14 protein-coding genes are annotated in these 19,605 nt (G+C 36.0%); 7 read left to right on the top strand and 7 right to left on the bottom strand.

What is annotated here, in order from left to right:
- Positions 1-80 precede the first annotated feature (80 nt).
- The 3 genes from HH304_RS06820 to HH304_RS06810 all read left to right on the top strand — a co-directional run bounded on the left by HH304_RS06820 (position 81) and on the right by HH304_RS06810 (position 3,815).
- Positions 81-878, top strand: coding sequence for a M48 family metallopeptidase (locus HH304_RS06820; protein ID WP_169679386.1), 798 nt, complete (start codon positions 81-83; stop codon positions 876-878).
- A gap of 208 nt (positions 879-1,086) precedes the next feature.
- Positions 1,087-2,877, top strand: coding sequence for a glycoside hydrolase family 15 protein (locus tag HH304_RS06815; RefSeq protein ID WP_169679384.1), 1,791 nt, complete (start codon positions 1,087-1,089; stop codon positions 2,875-2,877).
- Positions 2,874-3,815, top strand: coding sequence for an alpha/beta hydrolase (locus tag HH304_RS06810; RefSeq protein ID WP_169679381.1), 942 nt, complete (start codon positions 2,874-2,876; stop codon positions 3,813-3,815). Before HH304_RS06815 ends, HH304_RS06810 begins: the two co-directional genes overlap by 4 nt.
- A gap of 76 nt (positions 3,816-3,891) precedes the next feature.
- Here the strand turns inward: HH304_RS06810 and HH304_RS06805 are convergent, their stop codons facing one another.
- From HH304_RS06805 to HH304_RS06795, 3 genes are all read right to left on the bottom strand, one after another.
- Positions 3,892-6,066 carry a bifunctional alpha,alpha-trehalose-phosphate synthase (UDP-forming)/trehalose-phosphatase gene (locus tag HH304_RS06805; RefSeq protein ID WP_169679378.1) on the bottom strand — a complete coding sequence of 725 codons (2,175 nt, stop codon included), beginning with the start codon at positions 6,064-6,066 and terminating at the stop codon, positions 3,892-3,894.
- A gap of 142 nt (positions 6,067-6,208) precedes the next feature.
- The gene (locus tag HH304_RS06800) at positions 6,209-7,015 is read right to left on the bottom strand and encodes a 3'-5' exonuclease (protein WP_169679375.1); all 807 of its coding nucleotides are present in this window, start codon (positions 7,013-7,015) and stop codon (positions 6,209-6,211) included.
- Between the two features lie 3 nt (positions 7,016-7,018).
- Entirely contained in the window at positions 7,019-8,383 is a 1,365-nt protein-coding gene (locus HH304_RS06795) for a UDP-N-acetylmuramate--L-alanine ligase (protein ID WP_169679372.1), read from the bottom strand.
- Positions 8,384-8,643: 260 nt separating this feature from the next.
- Here HH304_RS06795 and dnaB point away from each other — a divergent pair, with 260 nt between their 5' ends.
- Together dnaB and pulA are read left to right on the top strand one after the other, a co-directional pair.
- The gene (dnaB, locus tag HH304_RS06790) at positions 8,644-10,269 is read left to right on the top strand and encodes a replicative DNA helicase (RefSeq protein WP_169679369.1); all 1,626 of its coding nucleotides are present in this window, start codon (positions 8,644-8,646) and stop codon (positions 10,267-10,269) included.
- 74 nt (positions 10,270-10,343) lie between these two features.
- The gene (gene pulA, locus HH304_RS06785; protein ID WP_271711527.1) at positions 10,344-12,338 is read left to right on the top strand and encodes a type I pullulanase; all 1,995 of its coding nucleotides are present in this window, start codon (positions 10,344-10,346) and stop codon (positions 12,336-12,338) included.
- A 142-nt stretch (positions 12,339-12,480) separates the two neighbouring features.
- Here pulA and HH304_RS06780 read toward each other — a convergent pair whose 3' ends face one another.
- Positions 12,481-13,611, bottom strand: a complete 1,131-nt coding sequence (locus tag HH304_RS06780) for a hypothetical protein (RefSeq protein ID WP_169679363.1) — start codon at positions 13,609-13,611, stop codon at positions 12,481-12,483.
- 545 nt (positions 13,612-14,156) lie between these two features.
- On the opposite strand from HH304_RS06780, the gene HH304_RS06775 reads away from it, so the two are divergent.
- Together HH304_RS06775 and HH304_RS06770 are read left to right on the top strand one after the other, a co-directional pair.
- Complete coding sequence (locus HH304_RS06775; RefSeq protein ID WP_169679360.1) at positions 14,157-14,402, top strand: hypothetical protein; 246 nt, start codon at positions 14,157-14,159, stop codon at positions 14,400-14,402.
- A 282-nt stretch (positions 14,403-14,684) separates the two neighbouring features.
- A complete protein-coding gene (locus HH304_RS06770) occupies positions 14,685-15,005 on the top strand; it encodes a hypothetical protein (RefSeq protein WP_271711526.1) in 321 nt (106 codons plus the stop codon).
- Between the two features lie 916 nt (positions 15,006-15,921).
- Here the strand turns inward: HH304_RS06770 and treF are convergent.
- The 3 genes from treF to HH304_RS06755 form a co-directional block, all read right to left on the bottom strand.
- Positions 15,922-17,526, bottom strand: coding sequence for an alpha,alpha-trehalase TreF (gene treF / locus HH304_RS06765; protein ID WP_169679354.1), 1,605 nt, complete (start codon positions 17,524-17,526; stop codon positions 15,922-15,924).
- A gap of 59 nt (positions 17,527-17,585) precedes the next feature.
- Positions 17,586-18,905: a NupC/NupG family nucleoside CNT transporter gene (locus tag HH304_RS06760; protein ID WP_169679351.1), complete on the bottom strand. Its 1,320-nt coding sequence runs from the start codon at positions 18,903-18,905 to the stop codon at positions 17,586-17,588.
- Between the two features lie 88 nt (positions 18,906-18,993).
- On the bottom strand, positions 18,994-19,596 hold the full coding sequence (locus HH304_RS06755) for a bifunctional nuclease family protein (RefSeq protein ID WP_169679348.1): 603 nt from the start codon (positions 19,594-19,596) through the stop codon (positions 18,994-18,996).
- Positions 19,597-19,605: the final 9 nt, after the last annotated feature.

The following is a 19,605-nucleotide window of genomic DNA, read 5'->3' as shown; positions in this document are numbered from 1 at the left end:
AAGTTTTGATTTAATAGAATATATAATTACACCAGTTTCAAAGTTAATATTATATTGTGTAAAAATTGAATTCAAAAACAATGAAGAAAGTACTTGCAATATTTTTTGTAGCTTTTATTATTTATGGCTGCGCTACAGTACCTGTGACGGGAAGAAGACAACTTAGTTTAGTTAGCAATGAGGAATTAATACCGGTTGCTTTTCAGCAATATGATGCTTTTCTTGATTCGAGTAAAGTTATCAAAGGAACCAGTCAGGCAAAAATGGTTTCTAATGTTGGAGCAAGGATAAAATCTGCCGTAGAAAGGTATTTAAGTGAGAATAATTCCTCTGAACTAATAAATGGCTTTGACTGGGAGTTTACCCTTGTTGATGAGAATATCGCCAATGCATGGTGTCTTCCGGGTGGAAAGGTTGCCTTTTATACCGGGATAATGCCAATTTGTGAAAATGAAACAGGAGTAGCTGTGGTTATGGGGCATGAGGTAGCTCATGCTATTGCAAATCATGGTAGAGAACGTATAAGTAATGCCATGATATTACAAGGGGCAATTGGAACATTTGGTGCCTTAATGGGACAAAATCCTTCTGTTGGTCAGGAATTGATCTTACAAGGATTCGGTGTTGGAGGTCAGTTGGGAATGTTAAGCTTCTCAAGAAAACATGAGTCTGAAGCTGATAAAATTGGTTTGATTTTCATGTCGATGGCAGGTTATAATCCACAAGAAGCAGTTGACTTCTGGGGAAGAATGTCGGATGCTTCGGGAGGACAACAACCACCGGAATTTATAAGCACTCACCCAAGTCACTCAACAAGAATTGAAGATCTGAAAGCAGCCATGCCAGAAGCCATGGAATACTACAAAAAGAACAAATGATTTTAAAAGCCCAAAAACTTAAGTTTTTGGGCTTTTTATTTTTTAACCCCTTCGAATAGTCTAACTTTTATAAATTTTACATTAAATCAGATCAATCTTTAATGATCATCGGATATTTTCATATTGTTGGTGATTAGTGTCCCTATCGTTTTATGATTTGATCAAAAGGTTTTATTCTTGGAATTTGGTATCTACAAAATCAGGATAAATGGAAAACAAGAAACATATCTACCCTTACGCAATAATTGGAAATTGCGCCTATCTGGCTTACGTTAATAAAAATACTAATATCGACTGGATGTGCTGGCCGAAGTTTGATAGCTCGTTCATTTTCGGTAGAATGCTGGATAAGAATAAGGGTGGTGAATTTTCAGTTCTTCCTGATGATGATGGCGATTTTAAAAGTAAGCAGTACTACATTGAAAATACTAACGTGGTCAGAACAGAAATTGAAACCACGGATGGTACTTACAGGGTAACTGATTACGCTCCTCGATTTTATCAGAATGACAGGTATTATAAACCGCTTATGATGATAAGGAAGGTTGAACCACTTTCAGGAACTCCACGGATAAAAGTAAAATGTAATCCTGTAGGGAATTATGGCGAAATTGTTCCTGAAGCTCATAGAGGAAGCAATCACATTGAGTATTTGGGACTGGAGCAAAATCTTCGATTGACTACTAATATATCTCTGACATATATCGAAGATGGAAGAGGTTTTGTTCTTAATGAGGCCAAATATATGGTATTGACATACGGTGCTCCCCTGGAGGCCTCCATCGAACGGACTTCTGAAAGGTTTTTAAATGAAACAATCCTGTATTGGAGGGGGTGGGTCAAAAGTACAAGTATTGGTAATTTCTATCAGAAGGTAGTTATTCGTTCTGCCTTAGCGCTTAAAATTCACCAATATGAAGATACAGGAGCAATAATTGCAGCTGGTACAACTTCATTGCCGGAAGCTCCAGGTAGCACTCGAAACTGGGATTACAGGTATTGTTGGATGAGGGATACTTTCTATACTTTGAATGCATTCAATAATATTGGTCACTTTGAAGAAGTAGAAAAATACTTTCAATATATAGCCAACGTTTCAGTTCAGGAAAATAAACGCTTTCAACCACTATATAGTATCAGTGGTGAGAAATCATTGGTAGAACATATCCTGAATCTTGAAGGATATATGGGTAATCAGCCTGTAAGGGTTGGTAATCAGGCATATGAGCATATTCAAAATGATGTGTATGGACAAGTGCTTGTATCTTTACTACCTCTTTATATTGACAATAGATTCATCATTGACGAGCGGGCTGGAAGTCATAAACTGATTATCAAAATGCTTGATCTGATTGATAAAACCCTTGATGAACCAGATGCAGGTTTATGGGAATTCAGAACTCTTGCTCAGGAGCATTGTTATACTAATCTTTTTCAATGGGCAGGAGCCAGTGCCGCACTAAAGATTGGGAAACACCTCAAAGATGATCAGATAATTAATAAAGCTGAAACACTAGTTAAAAAGGCAAAAGACAAGATTGAACAATGCTGGGATAAAGAAAGAGGAGTTTATACTCAGGCAATTGGTAGTCCGAATCTTGATGCTTCAACACTTCAATTACTAATGATGAATTATATTCCTCATGGCAGCGATGAAGCAAAAAGCCATTTGCAAAATCTTGAGAAAGAACTTGGTGCTGATAGTGGATTATTCTATAGATACAAACACGCTGATGATTTTGGAACTCCTGAAACTACATTTCTTATTACAGCATTCTGGTATGTTGAAGCACTTACTTGTGTCGGAAGATTAGATGAGGCAATAAAGATATTCGAAACTTTGATTAGCTTTGAAAATCATGTTGGCTTACTAAGTGAAGATGTTGATGCCGAGACGGGCTCTCAATGGGGTAACTTTCCGCAAGCATATAGTCATGTGGGGTTAATCAATGCTGCTAACAGGATATCTAGAAAATTGGATAAACCGTCATTTTTATGATAAGAAACTTATTGATTTTTATGTTGTGTTTTTTCACAACAGTAATTTTTGGTCAGGAAGAGAGACAAATTTCTATTACTCGTGATGGATTAGAGCTTACAGGGACAATCCTGATACCCAAGAAAGTTAAAGAAAGTATTCTGGTGATTATCACCCCTGGTTCCGGACCTGTTAATCAGGATGGAAATATGCAAATGATGAAAACTTCTAATTTGCGAAAACTTGCAGAGGGGCTGGCCGAAGAAGGAATACCTACTTTCAGATACAATAAAAGATCAATTGCACTACTTGAATCAGGGAAAATTGATGAACTGATAACTTTTGATGACTTTATAAATGATCTGGATTCATGGAGTGATACCCTGAGTCAGATTTACCCGAAGTATGATCAGGTTTTATTAGGTCATAGTCAGGGAGGGTTAATTTCACTGGCTGTTGCAGCTCGTAAAAAATCTGTTATTAAGGGTGTTGTAAGTGTGTGCGGTCAGGGCTATCGAATAGATAAAGTACTTATAGAACAACTCGAGCCACAGGGACCCGGGATACTTGAACTGAGTAAAAGTTACCTCGATACATTAATTGCTGGTGATTCAATTCGAACTCCACACATTTTGCTTAGGTCAATATTTAACCCTCAGGCTCAATATTTTATAAAAACATGGTTAGCTTATGATCCTGCTGAGGTGATTAAAGAGGTAAATGTTCCTGTTTTATTGGTGTCTGGCACAAAAGATCTTCAAGTAAAACCTGAACAAGTTTTTAATCTGACTCAACAAGGTTCTAATGCAGATTATATTGAAATCGGGGATATGAACCACGTTCTTAAGGAAATTGAAGGAGGATATCAGCAAAATCTTGATAGCTATTATTCGGAAGGGCCGCTACATGATATGTTACTGCCTTCAATAATTTCATTTATTAAAAAAGAAGTTAATTAAATCAATCTTGTTTTATCGAGATTAAGATTATATCAAATGACATAAAAAAAAGCGGCTCAGAGGCCGCTTTTTTGTTTTATAGTAAACTTTTTAATAATACCCTGACTTGTTCGTGATCTTCAACTGCATAATCAGCATTTGAATTGCCGATTCCTACTTTAACTGTAAAAGCTTGCTCGGGCATAGCAGTAAATGTGTCCTCATCAGTTTTATCATCACCAACAGCGAGATAAAATTCTGCCGGAAATTTATCTATCCATTCAGTAGCAGCTCGCCCTTTGTTGACACGGCTATTTTTGATTTCTACAACCATATCTCCTTCTAACACCATTAAGTCCATTGGGGAAGCCAGATACTTAAGGTGGGAGGTTAGTTCACGAGCCCTCATTTCACCAAGACCTGTTTCTACCTTGCGGTAATGCCAGGCAAGTGAAAAATCTTTTTCTTCAACAAATGAACCTGGTGTTCTGTCAACATACCTTTCCAGGACAGGCTTAATCTGGTTTTTCCATGAAGCATCAATTTTGGTAATGTTTGTCCAGTTCTTGCCTTTTTCTCTAAGCCAGACACCATGTTCACATATCAGGTCAATGTCAAGATGTCCCAGCCATTCATCAAGTGTAGATTTATCTCTACCAGATATGACAACTACTCTGTTCTTTTCATCTTTACTCAGATCTTCAAGAAGAGATAATAACTCCTCATCCGGAGCAACCTTCTTTGGATCGTTATTGAATCCAACAAGAGTTCCATCGTAGTCAAGAAATAACATTCTTGAATCAGTTTGTCTGTATTCATCTTTTATAATTCCAATAGCGCTCAAATCAACCATTTTTGTAGCCTGTTGCTTTTGTTCTTCTTTAATAAATGTAAGACGGTCCATGAATAACTTTACCCAATGATGGATATTGTATTTTTTAATGGAGTTATCCATAATATCGAGATGCTTTTTCTGATCTTCAATAGGCATGGTTAGTGCCCGGTATAGAGCTTCAACCATCTGCTTTTGGTTGTTTGGATTAACCAGAATAGCATCACTCAATTCTTTAGCAGCACCAGCCATTTCACTCAATATCAAAACACCTTTTTCTTCATGGGCTTTGCTTGCAATGTATTCTTTACATACAAGGTTCATCCCATCTCGCATAGGCGTGACAAGTGCAACATCACTCATGGTATAAAAGGCGGAAATAGCATGAATTGGCAGTGATCGATAAAAATAGTGGATTGGTGTCCATTTTATGCGACTGAATTTTCCATTGATTCTACCAACCAGCAGTTCGATTTCTTCTTTTAGCTTTCTGTATTTATCTACCGAATCACGAGAAGGTACAACCTGTAAAAGCAATGAGATCTTTTCTCTGTATTCAGGGTAGCTTGTCAGAAAGGCTTCAAAAGCTTCCAGTCTTTGTGGAATACCTTTACTATAATCGAGTCTATCCATTGAAAGTATCAGGCGGACATCCCCGAGAGACTCCCGATATCTTTTTTCTCTTTCTGCAGTTTCTTCCGAATTTGCCAGTCCTGAGTATTTGTCATAATCAATTCCCATAGGAAAGCTATCTACAAGAACAGATCTGTTTCCGACTTCAATAATACCGCTTGAATTACTTTTTGCGACAACCCGGCTCACTGCACTTAAAAAGTGGCGCATATCATCATAGGTATGAAAACCGATCAGGTCAGCTCCAAACATACCCTGAATCAGCTCACGACGCCAAGGTAGTAACCTGAATACCTCAAAAGACGGAAAAGGAATATGCTGAAAGAATCCAATAGTTATATCCGGGAATTTCTCACGGATCATCTGCGGTACCAATAATAACTGGTAATCATGAACCCAGACAATGTCATCTTTTTTAGCTATTGAGGCAACTGCATCTGCAAACTTCTGATTTACACGTTTGTATGCTTCCCAGAAATCTGGTTCATAAACTGCGTATTGAGAGAAATAATGGTATGTTGGCCATAAAGTTTCATTGCTGAAGCCTTCATAATAGTCCCGAATTTCCTCCTGAGTGAGAAAAACAGGTAACATATTTTCTTGCTTTAATCTTAGAGTTACATTTGATTCTTCTGTAGAATCTGAAAAAAAAGCACCTGGCCATCCAACCCAAACATTATCACCTTCTTTATATATAGAACCTAGTCCCGTAGCCAGACCACCTTCACTAGGTTTGAATTTCATTCCTTCGGTTTTCTTTTCGACCCGTAGCGGAAGCCTGTTGGAGACAATTATTACTTTTGACATAGTAGTATATGATTTCTATCTTTTATACTACTAATAATTATTGAGTTCTCCCATAAAAAAACAGCCCTTTTCACTAATTAAAGATGAATTTTTAAAATCCATAATTAGTTGAAAGGGCTGTTGAAAATATTGTAAAAGCTAATTATTTCATATTAAAGTTGCGGAGTTTGATCTGTGTAAGCCTTCTTTTGGTATCCAGAGGAAAGTCTCCACGCATCATCCAATCGTAGTATCCAGGCTCTCTGCTTAGTACTTCAGAAACTAACTTACCCTTGTGTTTGCCAAAGTTGAAAATTTCTTCACCTTTATTATTGAAGATCATCCTACCGGCAAGATCTACCATCTTTTTATTGGTAAGAGCATGTAATTTGTCCATGTCATTTTCAATAACACCGACTTGCTTGCCCAAAGCATCCTCTACATTTTGACCTTCATATTTTTCAAGTTGAGCATTTAAGACTTCAAATGTCGCCAAAGTATCTGCCTCTGCGCTATGTGCACCTTCGAGATTTTTGTTGCAATAAAATTGATAGGCTGCAGAAAGAGTCCTTTTTTCCATCATGAAAAAGATCTTTTGTGCATCAATTAATTTTCTATTGCTTAAATCAAAGTCGATATCGGCTCTTAAGAATTCCTCAACAAGTACAGGAATATCAAATTTAACGATGTTATAGCCTGCAAGATCTGCTCCTTCAAGAAATTTAGCCAGCTCTTTAGCTACTTGCTTGAAAGTTGGCGCATCTTTTACATCTTCATCTCTTATGCCATGAATTAAAGAAACTTCTTCCGGAATTGGCATTTCAGGATTAATCTTTAATGTTTTAATATCCCTTTTACCATCAGGCATAGCCTTTACAATCGAAATTTCAACAATTCGATCATGGCTGATATTTGTTCCGGTAGTTTCAAGGTCAAAAAATGCTAGTGGACTCTTTAGGTTCAAATACATGTTTTATAAAAGTTTTTCAGACAGGTTGTCAATATTGATTCCATCAAAATTCCCAGAACTCATCATTAATAAATTAGCATTTGATAAATCAAGTCCTTCAAGGTATTTTCTTAATTCTTCACTGTTGTTAAATACTTTAATATCATTATCTCCAAATGCAGATTTGACATCTTCGGGATTTAAGTCATCAAGTCCTTTAATTTCAATAGCTTTTGGATTGAAAAAGACTATTTTTTCATCTGCAGGAGATAACTTTCCTTCATATTCTGATAAGAAGTCCTTGGTCAAACTGCTATAAGTATGTAGCTCCATACAAGCAATTAGTTTTCTATCAGGATATTGGTTTTTTAATGCTATTGTAGTAGCTGCAATCTTGGAAGGTGCATGTGCATAATCTTTATAAACCGCCCCATTTGGACTGTATCCTACTAATTCCATCCTTTTTGAAGCACCCTTAAATGATCCTATAGCATCATAAAACTCCTTGTCTTGAACAGAAATTCTGGAAAGAACTTTTCGGGCACCCTCTATGTTTAATAGGTTATGCTCCCCAAATACATTCAATTGAATATCTCCGAACTCAGTTTTTAAATAGGTTTTACCATCTTTCACAAAGTGATCAGGCAATGAGTATGGTTCTCTAACAACATCTTCGCGTTCTTTATTACCAATAACACTAACAAGATTGTCGTCTTCGTTAAAAACCAGAGACCCCGCTTTTGGAGTATGATCAGCTAATTTATCAAATTGAACGACATATTGATCTCTGTCAGGATAGATATTGACATGGTCCCAGTCAATTCCTGAAATCAATGCTATGTGATGATTGTAATGAAGGAATTTCGGAGTTTTATCTAGTGCTGATGTAGAATATTCATCTCCTTCAATGATGATAATCGGAGCATTAGAAAGCTTGACCATTGTTTCAAAACCTTCAACTTTAGCACCAACCAGATAATCAAATGGTTTTCCCAGTTTATTAAGAACATGCATAATCATTGAGGTTATGGTTGTTTTACCATGACTTCCGGCAATTACGATGCGTTGTTTGTTTTTGCTTCTTTCATAGATATACTCCGGGAAAGAATAAATAGGGATGTTTAGTTCCTGAGCTCTTAAAAGTTCAGGGTTATCTTTTTTAGCGTGCATACCTAGGATTACAGCGCTAAGATCATTTGTGATTTTTTCAGGATTCCACCCTTCTTTTTCAGGCAATAATCCTTTGGATTGTAAGGTAGATCTTGATGGTTCGAAAAAAGTGTCATCAGAACCAGTTACCTGATATCCGTCTTCAGCCAGATTGACAGCCAGGTTATGCATAATGCTGCCGCCTATGGCGATAAAGTGTACTTTTTTTATGTTTTCCATTGGCAGTGTAAGTCTCAGTTAATCGTTTGTGTAGGTATATTTTTCCTGCTTTTCTATTTACAAAGATATCATATTTTGTAAAAGTTCGTTTTTAAAATGGAATTCATTCTTCGGAAGAACTCTATTAATTATTGAATATACTTATTTTTTTTCTGGTTTTGGACTGATTATCAGGAATGTGGATAACTATGTGGATATTATGAGGATAAAAACAGAACTGGAAATGATTAATGGCTAAAATTAAAGTGTAGTTTTGCTTTATGGATAATGAAAATGTTCTGGCTGGTAAGGGCAATCGTAAACAACGAAGGCCTGCAATTCCCGAGAGTTTGAAAGGACTTGGGAAGGTACCGCCAAAGGCTGTGGAACTTGAGCAGATTGTTTTGGGTGCGTTAATGCTTGAAAAAGATGCATTAACTGCGGTGATTGATGTACTCCACCCTGAATCATTTTATAAGGAAAATCATAAAGAAATTTATAAGTCGATTGTAACTCTGTTTAACGAGTCAGAGCCAATCGATATGGAGACGGTGGTAAACCAGCTCCGAAAAAATGGTACTCTGGAATTTGTCGGAGGTGCATATTACATTGCTGAACTTACTTCCAGAGTAAACTCGGCTGCAAACATCGAAGCTCACGCTCGTATTATTGTTGAGCAGGCGATTAAAAGAGAATTGATTTCCGTTTCCTCAGAAATTCAGGAAATGGCTTTTGAAGATACAACTGACGTATTTGAGTTATTAGATAAAACTCAGGGACATCTCTTCGAGATCAGTGAGAAGAGTATCCGTAAGTCCTATGCCGATATGAAGTCGATCATGAAAAATGCTTTGACTGAGCTCGAGGCTAAGCGTGATCAGAAAGAAGGGCTTACGGGTGTTCCCACTGGTTTTTCTGCTCTTGACAGAATGACTTCGGGATGGCAAAAGTCAGACCTTGTGATTATTGCAGCTCGTCCTGGTATGGGTAAAACTGCATTCGTAGTTTCTGCCATGAGAAATGCCGCCGTTGACTTCGGAAAGGGAGTGGCAATTTTCTCTTTGGAGATGTCTGCAGTACAGCTGGTAAACAGGATGATTTCTGCTGAAGCTGAATTAGAATCAGAGAAACTTAAGAAAGGTAATCTGGAAGAATATGAATGGGAACAGCTTGTTCATAAAACATCCAGGTTAACTGAATCCCCGATATTTATTGATGATACTCCTGCATTATCGGTACTTGAACTTAGAGCGAAATGTCGACGTCTGAAATCACAACACGATATTCAGCTTGTAATTATTGACTACCTTCAGCTGATGCAGGGTGATTCGTCAAGCAAGGGTAACCGTGAACAGGAAATTGCAACCATTTCACGATCATTGAAGAACCTTGCGAAGGAACTTGATGTACCTGTAATTGCACTGTCGCAGTTGAGTCGTGCCGTGGAAACTCGTGGTGGTGATAAACGACCACAACTTTCTGACCTTAGGGAATCAGGATCGATCGAGCAGGATGCGGATATGGTAATGTTCTTGTACAGACCTGAATATTATGGTATTACTGAAGATGAAGACGGTATGCCAACTACAAATATGGGTGAAGTGATCATTGCTAAGCACAGAAATGGTTCACTGGATACTGTAAGGCTTAAATTTATCGGTAAATACACCCGCTTTACAGACCTTGATGATAGTGGATTCCAAAATACTGCCGGAAGTGGCGGTTTTGGATCATTTGAAAGTTCCGGAGGCGGGACTGCTGATGGAGGAGGAGCTATCTTCGGTTCAAAAATTAATAGTGATTTTGATGATGAATTACCACCTCCGGGTGGAGGGTTTGGTTATGGTCCGGGTGAAGGGAATTCCTCGGGTGGACTTGATCCAACAGAAGATGATTCACCATTTTAAGAATAAATATTGTATGTTAGAGAAGCCAGAGTTATTTTACTCTGGCTTTTTTTATTATAACCTAAATAATGATTATGAGAATAAACTATTACTTACTTCTCGTTGTTTTCTTTTTTATGATTTCATGTACAAATCAAACCAAAGAGGTATTGGTGGGTGAAGAATATCCTGTCTATACCGGAAATGACCTTGGACTAACATACAGCTCTGAGAAAAGTATATTCAAACTTTGGGCACCTTCTGCTGATATGGTGGATTTGATTTTTTATGATAATGATTTGGAAGGAGAGGAAACAGCGCGTTATCCTATGACTCCAATTGAAAATGGAGTCTGGGAATTTGAATTTGAAGGAGATGCAAAAGGAAAGTTTTATACTTTTCAAGTTACTGTTGAAGATAAGAAATACCAGGAAGTACCAGGACCTTATGCAAAAGCTGTTGGGGCTAATGGTAAACGAGCTCAGGTTGTAGATTTGAATGATTCTGATCCGGAAGGCTGGAATCAGGATAAAGGACCCAAACTTGAGAGTCCAGTTGATGCAGTGATTTATGAAATTCATGTTCGTGATTTCTCTAAACACCCAGAAAGTGGAATGAAGAATAAGGGTAAGTTTATTGCCTTTACGGAAGAAAATACTAAAACTACAAATGGAGCTCCAAGTGGTTTAAACTATATCAAGGATCTTGGTGTGACACATTTGCACATTTTACCATTCTTCGATTTTGCATCGATCGATGAAACGCTTGAAAAGCCAAACTATAATTGGGGATATGACCCATTGAATTATAATGTTCCGGAAGGAAGCTATAGCACTAACCCATCGGATGGTGTTACCAGAATCAAGGAAGCTAAGCAAATGATTCAAGCTATTCATAGTGCTGGTTTAGGGGTAATCATGGATGTGGTATACAACCATACTCATAGTGTAGATGGTATGTCATTTAATGAAACAGTTCCTGGGTATTACTATCGATACAATGAAGATGGATCACTTTCAGATGCAGCAGCATGTGGAAATGAAACCGCATCCGAAAAACCTATGATGAGAAAATTTATGATCGAATCATTAAAATACTGGGTTGAGGAATATCATATCGATGGATTCAGATTTGACTTGATGGGTATTCATGATATTGAAACCATGAATCAGATCAGTGCTGAATTGAGAAAGATAAAACCAGATATATTACTATATGGAGAAGGGTGGAAGGCAGGTTCTTCGCCGCTTCCTGATAGTGTACTTGCACTGAAAGCAAATACTACCCAACTTGATGGAATAGCTGCTTTTTCAGATGATATCCGCGATGGATTGAAAGGTTCAGTTTTCGTTGCAGAAGAAAAAGGATTTGTTTCAGGAGCAGAAGGTAAAGAAGCTAGCATTCAGTTTGGTGTTGTGGCATCGACTATGCATGATGATATTAATTATAAGGATGTTAATTACAGCAAGGAACCATGGTCAGATTCACCTGAACAAACCATGAATTATGTTTCTTGTCACGATAATAACACCCTATATGATCGATTGAAATTATCTAATGGTGATGAGGATACGGAAGAGCAAATAATTGCAATGCATAAGCTTTCATTGGGAATTGTAATCACATCGCAAGGAGTTACTTTTCTTCATGCTGGAACAGAAATGGCTAGAACTAAGGATGGTGTTGAAAACTCATATCAGTCTCCCGATTCGATCAATCAAATAAACTGGGATCGTCAGGTAGAGTATGATGGACTGAAAAACTATATATCAGGACTATTGAAAATTCATAATAGTCACTCGGCATTTAGATTAAGAAGAGAGAAAGAAATAAATGACAGGATTAAATTTCTGGAGAATGCTGATGGTGTAGTCTCTTATGAAATTGATGCCACAGGATTGGAAAATGAAACTTGGGAAAAAGTCATAGTTGTTTACAACGCCAGAAGAGAGAGTCTGGAAATAGAACTTCCGGAAGGAGACTGGAAGGTGATTGTAAATAAAGATGAAACTAATGAATCTGGTATCATTACAGCTTCTGGTAAAATAGAGGTGCCTGAAATCAGTATGATGATATTGGTGAAGGAGTAATTGTGGTATTAATCTCATTGTAGGGGCGTTGCATGCCACGCCCCTACAATTCATAATAATGTGGTTCGATCAATCCACATTGAATACTATTTTGTGATTGAGAAACATGAATTATTTACCGAAATAAAGAAAATCAAAAGACTTAATTTTTAAAAAAGGTATATCCTAATATTACTTCATAAGCGGTAATATTAGTGTTATAGTTAATGTATTCAGATAGAATGTTTTTTCTAGAGGATGCTCTTAACTCTATTCCGAAATTTTTATAAGTTGAACCAACTCCTCCAATTAAGTAAGTAGCTCCAGTAAAATTAAATCCTTCAAAATATTGATCAATTATATAATCAGTTCCTAATCCTGCACTTAGATAAAGTTGAATATCCTTTTTCTTAATAATTGAATATGAAAATGAGGTATTAAACTCTAAAGTCTCATATTTAAAACCTAAATCCTTGTATTCTAAATTATGATATACTGGTTCCAGATTAATTGCCCATCTTTCACTTCTCATTGGCAGAATAATTTTTGTATTCAAGCCAATTCTTATAGAATTACTTTGGTCATTTGATATTTTAAATTCATTAAGCTTGGATGATCTTAAACCAGGCCTTAAAACAAGGTTTAAATGCCATTTTTTAGTCCGTTTTGAAAGATTTAAATCGAGATCATTGTTAGTATTGTTGTAATCAAGAAATAGGTTCAAAAGCATGTATTCCTTATATTTCAAAGAATGATAATCATATTCAAATGTTGAGTTAGCACTAAAAGAATTGTTCAATTGTTGTTGGAACATTTTTAGTTCTCTAACTTCAGAATTTACCTCGTATTTTCTATAAATAAGTTGCTCGATTTTGGAACTGTCTATAGAATAAAAGTACCAATCCAGATCATTTTCCGAAAATTTATATAAGGAAGCTTTACCTTCTATTAGGACCTTTAGGAATAATGATTCTTCTCTTAGTTCAGGTATTCTTTGGTTTGTTATTTTACCTAAATACCTTCTTTTTATATCTATTTCTACATTTTTTTTAATGAATTTAAATTCGTTGTCAACTCCAAATTCAATTAGATCAGATGTAGATATTTTTTCTTTTAATTCATTACTAATAATAGTAATAGAATCCGGTGCTGAATCCCAGTTTTTGAATTGAATGATACCTTGTTTTTGAGACTTATCTTTTAAAATTAGATACCCATTCCCCTCTTTATATTGAGAAAAACTTAGAATTGGAATAAAAATTGATATAACTATGATGTCAAATATGGCTCTCATAAAAAAATGTTTAGTTGATAGAAGACGTAAACATAATAGAATGACTTAAATTTTACAAAGACTGTATTATTAAGAGTGATATAATGTTTAAATCGAAAATGTTATTTGCTTTTTATTGCATTACTTTTCGATATTTGTCAGGACAAGCAATTGTCGTTAAATCAGTTTTCAAGGTTTATGAATTTTATATCTTGAATAACAATAGTTTAGTGATTAGATAAAGCTTATGACTTCCATTGAAGTTGTTTAGAGGAATAATCTAAAGAATAAGAGTAGTTATAAAAGCTTGTATGATAAATTAGATGGTAATAAAATGATTAATTCGAAATTTTTTAGATTACTGAGTTTGATGTTATTATTATTTGGTTGCTCGGAATCTAGTAAACCAAAAAATATAGTTCCAGAGCAAATTGAAAGTAATATTAGTAGTTTCTTTCAGGATTATGAAAAGAACCAAATTGAAGCTGTTAAGAAATCACTAAATCGAATTCAAGTTAAACCAGACAATGAATCTGTTGATAATTTGATAAAAAAAAGTAACATTAGTGAAAAACAACTATGGGAATTATGTTGATTATGAATTTATTTTATCTCGTAAGGCAGGAAATTCATTATACCTTTGTAGTTATTTAGCAAAGTATGAAATTGCCCCAGTTAGGTATACCTTCATATTTTATAAGCCAGAATCGGATTTTAAATTACTCAGTATTTCATTAGATACGGATACAAATAGAGAGTTGTTAAATTCATCAGATTTGGTTGTTTCTCAAGAAACTTATAATCCTAAATAGTATACTTTAAAACTGTTTATTCTTTTTCAATTGGAGGGTATAAAGTTGGGTTTACCTTCTGTGGGTCTATCGGTAGTATTAATGGGGGAGGTAAATTAGCAGTTATGGTAGATGAAATTAAGAAAGAAGGTGAAATTTCAGCGTTTTATCATTGTGGTAATGGATTATTTGGTAAAAAAGGCTGAGATTTTTATTTCAAAATGTGAAAAAAAATATAATAAATAGAATATGATTATTGTAACTGCGCTATTTTTTATTGGGTTGAACTGTTGCATATATTTAATGATTAATAAAAAAAATAAAAAGAAAGAGGAGTTGTTAATTTCAGCTATTATCTGCTTGGTGTTATTTTTCTTAATATGGTTTTTTGGTTTGAGAACGGGAGTAGTTGATTTAGAGGATTTTAAATCTTTAATGTTGTTTAGCTTGATTATTATTGTGTTTTATTATGTTTTGGGTGTTTTTAATTTTTTTTTACTAAAAATAAGATTTTTGGATGAAACAGAAATTTTATTTAAAGCATTCTACTTTACTAAGAATTATTTAATATTTATTCTAATAACATTTTACCAAATTTTATTTTTAATTGATTTAGCTAATTAATTAATGTTACAATATAATGGTTAGTTACTAATTAGCGAAAAGTATTTAATTAGTTCCACCCTCACTCGGGCGCGTAACGAAGTAATACGTGTTCGGTATATCTGAACTCCACTCGGGCACGTTGCTTTTTCAGCAAAACGCGTTCGACAAATCTGTCTGAAAATTGAAAATGTTGACACCTATCCTGAAAAGCAAAGCTTCGTCATTGATTCGAGAGTATCGTTCCTGTGCTGACATACATTAGTATCGTCAGTAAGTGCAGGATTCGTAGGATTAATGGATTTCCATGATAAATAAATAGCCAAATGGTACTAGTTTCTTTTTAACATAACACGTGTCGAGAGATAAATTATAATAATATTGAAGCCTCCAGATTATTTCCGGAGGCTGTTTTTGTTAATTAGGGTTAGGCATGTCTGCCCTGAACAGACAGATATTTCACTTACTGTTAGGTTGTAACAATATTTCAATAGTGGTTTTATTAATATGAATGGGGTCATAGTTAATTGGAGGCTAATCGTTCAATATGACGGGTAGAGTGGTGTTTTTGATATGCATGTAGTTAATTATTAATGGATTATAAATCCATAGATTGGGCTTCCGGATTGCAAATCCGGAAGAGCTTAGTGGTAATTATCTATCTTGTTTAGCGAAGCATAACGAGGTTGTTTGAGAACTGAGTTTGTAACGCAGATTTTAATTATAGCATTGCAATCAACAATCAATGACATCTCATCCGTAAAAGAGTAGTTGTTAATGGAATGTACGGTTTAGATACTTGTTACAGTGATTTGAAGATATAAATTGTTGGTAGAATTAAATTTCATTGTAGGGGCGTTGCATGCAACGCCCCTACAATGAAATTTAATTTGGTGTAAAAGGATGTTACATGTAACACCTCCAAAACATTTAAACACTACTCTTCCTGACTACTCAAAGCCTTATACACTCCATTTGACCAGCCAAAGCCATCTTGTAAAGGATACTCGCCACCACCGGCTTCTTCTACATCGCCAGTAACAACATATTTTTCAACCATTTTTCCAGTTGACTTAAAGACCTTTTGGTTTCTGGTAATCCAGCGAGTTTTAGCTTCATTAGCTTCAGCTTGGAAACCATAATTTTTTAATCCGTGAATAGTAATCCATTGTAGTGGTGCCCAGCCATTTGGAGCATCCCATTGTTCTCCTGATTTAACTAGGGTAGTAGAAAAACCACCTTCTTTCAAGAATTCTTTCATAAGTACATCTTTTACTTTGGATGCCTGATCAGGGGTAGCTAATTCAAAGAACAAAGGAAAAGCCATTGCTAGGGTTTTTCTACCTGTAACGGCCCCTTTTTCTATATGATAATCTGAAAACACCTGGTTTTCTTCATCCCAGAAGTATTTCCTGATTGCATCTTTTCTTATTTCTGCTTTCTCTGCATATTCTTCTGCTTTTTCTGCATTACCCAATTCATCAAATCCTCTTGAGATCATTAATTCCAGATGAAATAATAATGCATTAAGGTCTACAGGTACAATTTTGGTAGTCTCGATAGTTTGAAGGGTTTTACCATCGGCACACCATCGGCTACTAAAATCCCAACCAGATGCACATGCAGCTCTTATATCAGCATACAACTCTTCAGCATCGCGATTACTTTGCTTCATCAGGTAAACGTCCTCTTTATATGATTCAGGCCTTGGACCCGTTTTAGTATCAAAATAGCGGTTCAATATTAAGTTTTCAGCTACCTTAACCGGTGAACGTTCAGAATCTCCAATGTTAACCAGGTTTGAAGATCCCTTTTGCCAGTAGTTATATTCTTTGATCAGTTGAGGTAAGTAATGTGAAATGCTATCTCCATATGCATCATGAAGTAGTTTGACCATTAGTGAATAAAAAGGCGGCTGACTTCTTCCTAAGAAATAGGTACGGTTACCATTAGGTATAAACCCAAGTGTGTCGATAAGATAGCTAAAATTATTAACCATGTTTCTGACAGTTGCTTCTTCATTGTCAGCAACTAGTCCCAGCATTGTGAAATAGGAGTCCCAATAATAAATCTCACCGAATCTTCCGCCAGGAACTACATAATCATAGGGTAGGGGTATCAATGAACCTGCTTCCGGTTGTCTGGCAGCTTCACGAGTGAGTACAGGCCAAAGCCGGCTTATATGCTCATTAACGGAAAGGGAAGTGTCAGATACAAATCCTGAAGCTGGTTTATCAGGAGATTTGAAATTTTGTTCTACGAAAGATCGAAGTTCAAAATTTTCTGATTCCTTATTTTCATTGTATAAATCAAGTATTGCTGGAATGGATCTTAGCGGAATGGCATCAGTGAAAGTTTTCGAGTCCGGGAAAACTGCTGCCAGTTGAACATCTTCAAATAATTCTGTCGAATAAAAGCTGCTATCTATTTTATAGCTTTCTTCTATTGTAACTTCCTCTTCAACTGTAGAAGTTTCCTGTGAACAAGAAAAAAACAACACTAAAAAAAGTAAATACCAAAATCGGTTAAGATTATCAGACATATCTATTTAGGTTTAATTGTTTCCCAAATTAAACCAACCAATGAATAATGTCAACCTGTTTAAGCTTTGATCAATGCACCGGCAATTGTAGCAGTAAGCATACATGCTATTGTTGCTGCAAATAATGCCTTAAAACCTAATTTTGAAAGATTTCCTTGCTGATTTGGAGCCAATGAACCGATTCCACCAACTTGAATTGCAATAGAGCTGAAGTTAGAGAATCCACATAGAACATAAGTAGCAATGATTAACGACTTGCCAGTAAGTGGATTATCTCCTTTTAGCCCTTTTGCCAGGTTATCATAGGCTATGAACTCATTGATTACGGTTTTTTGTCCTAATAAACTACCAACCTGTAGAGTGTCTTGCCATGGAACACCAATAACCCATGCAAAGACCCTGAATATTTGTCCGAGGATATATTGAAGAGAGAAGCCATCAAAGCTTCCATTTGTTGATTCAATTACATATTGATTAAGCCCAGTGTAATCACCTATAAAGCCTACTAGTAAGCCATTTAGGGCATAAATGATAGCAATGAAAGCTAAAAGCATAGCTCCAACATTTGCTGCCAGCTTTAGTCCAACACTTGTTCCTTGTGATAAAGCATCAATAAGGTTAACGCCAATGTTCTCTTTATTAACTTTAAGTTCAGTGTCAATAGCTTCGGGATTCGATTCCGGAACAAATATTTTAGACATAACAATTGCTGCCGGCGCATTCATAAATGAAGCTGAAAGCAGGTATGATGCATATTGCGTTTGTGCTTCGATACTATCACCACCTAACAACTTAACATATGCTGCAAGAACGGCTCCTGCAATGGTTGCCATACCACCTGTCATTAAACACATCAATTCAGATTGCGTCATGTTTTTAATGAAAGGACGAACAAGCAAAGGAGCTTCTGTCTGACCAAGGAAAATGTTGCCTGCTGCTGATAGAGATTCTGCACCAGAAAGACGCATAGTTTTAGACATAACCCAGGCTATGCCATAAACGATCTTTTGAAGAACACCCAGATAGTAAAGACCACTAGATACAGCTGAAAAGAAAATAATTGTAGGTAAAACCTGGAAAGCAAAGATAAATCCTAGTTGATGGCCAGCTGAGGAATCTTCAAAGCTGTTTCGGGCTAATCCACCAAACAGAAAAAAAGCGCCTTCTCCGGCAAAGTCAAGGAATTTTACAAATGCATAGGATACTCCTCTGAATAGCTTGGTTACTATTTCAACTTCAGCAATCAACAAACCAAAAATGATTTGTAATGCAATACCAATACCAACGATCTTCCAGTCGATCGCTTTTTTGTTGTTTGAAAACAAATAACCAAGTCCAATAAGGAACAAAATGCCAAATAAGGCTCTAAGAATATCCATAAAAATTAAAAATATCGTCAAAAATAAAAAAGCCTATCCAAAGATGGAAAGGCTTTTTACAAAAGGTTATGATAATCTTGATATTATATCAATTTCTACGATTAATTTCGTCTCTGATTTTGGCTGCTTCCTCATAACTTTCATCAGCCAGTGCCTTGTCGAGCATTTCTTTGAGTTTGTCAATAGAAAAATCCTTGAGACGATCTGTGAATGGTTTTTTTTCAGTGGAAGAAACCTTCTTTTCCTTTTTAGCCTCTGACATTTCTTCATCAGCTTCTTCGGTAAGTTCGATTCCTGCCTCTTCCATTATTTGCTCGAAAGTAAATATCGGTACATCAAAGCGAAGACCGATTGCAATTGCGTCAGAAGGTCTGGCATCGATTTCGACCGATTTTGTTTCGTTTCGGCAAACAATTTTTGCATAGAAAACGCCCTCTTTCAACTCGCTGATAACAATTGATTCAACAGTGAAGTCAAAGCTATGGGCAAACGACTTGAACAGGTCATGAGTCATGGGCCTGTTTGGAGTAATCTTCTCAATCTCGATAGCAATTGCTTGTGCTTCAGGCATACCAATGATGATGGGAAGTCGTCGGTTTCCGCCAACTTCGCCTAAAACCAATGCGAATGAGCCGCTTTGAGATTGGCTTGATGATAGTCCAAGTATTTCCAGTCGTATTCTATTATCCACAGATATATA

This window comes from Marinigracilibium pacificum (genome assembly GCF_012926615.1).
Lineage (GTDB): Bacteria > Bacteroidota > Bacteroidia > Cytophagales > Cyclobacteriaceae > Mangrovivirga > Mangrovivirga pacifica.
Note: the sequence above shows the minus strand (reverse complement) of the source record. Positions and strands in the feature narration are given on the sequence as shown.

Bases quoted from the DNA above. Each gene is read 5' to 3' on its own strand.
- HH304_RS06820 (WP_169679386.1), top strand. From the start codon at position 81: ATGAAGAAAGTACTTGCAATATTTTTTGTAGCTTTTATTATTTATGGC.
- HH304_RS06815 (WP_169679384.1), top strand. From the start codon at position 1,087: ATGGAAAACAAGAAACATATCTACCCTTACGCAATAATTGGAAATTGC.
- HH304_RS06810 (WP_169679381.1), top strand. From the start codon at position 2,874: ATGATAAGAAACTTATTGATTTTTATGTTGTGTTTTTTCACAACAGTA.
- HH304_RS06805 (WP_169679378.1), bottom strand. From the start codon at position 6,066: ATGTCAAAAGTAATAATTGTCTCCAACAGGCTTCCGCTACGGGTCGAA.
- HH304_RS06800 (WP_169679375.1), bottom strand. From the start codon at position 7,015: ATGTATTTGAACCTAAAGAGTCCACTAGCATTTTTTGACCTTGAAACT.
- HH304_RS06795 (WP_169679372.1), bottom strand. From the start codon at position 8,383: ATGGAAAACATAAAAAAAGTACACTTTATCGCCATAGGCGGCAGCATT.
- dnaB (WP_169679369.1), top strand. From the start codon at position 8,644: ATGGATAATGAAAATGTTCTGGCTGGTAAGGGCAATCGTAAACAACGA.
- pulA (WP_271711527.1), top strand. From the start codon at position 10,344: ATGAGAATAAACTATTACTTACTTCTCGTTGTTTTCTTTTTTATGATT.
- HH304_RS06780 (WP_169679363.1), bottom strand. From the start codon at position 13,611: ATGAGAGCCATATTTGACATCATAGTTATATCAATTTTTATTCCAATT.
- HH304_RS06770 (WP_271711526.1), top strand. From the start codon at position 14,685: ATGATTAATAAAAAAAATAAAAAGAAAGAGGAGTTGTTAATTTCAGCT.
- treF (WP_169679354.1), bottom strand. From the start codon at position 17,526: ATGTCTGATAATCTTAACCGATTTTGGTATTTACTTTTTTTAGTGTTG.
- HH304_RS06760 (WP_169679351.1), bottom strand. From the start codon at position 18,905: ATGGATATTCTTAGAGCCTTATTTGGCATTTTGTTCCTTATTGGACTT.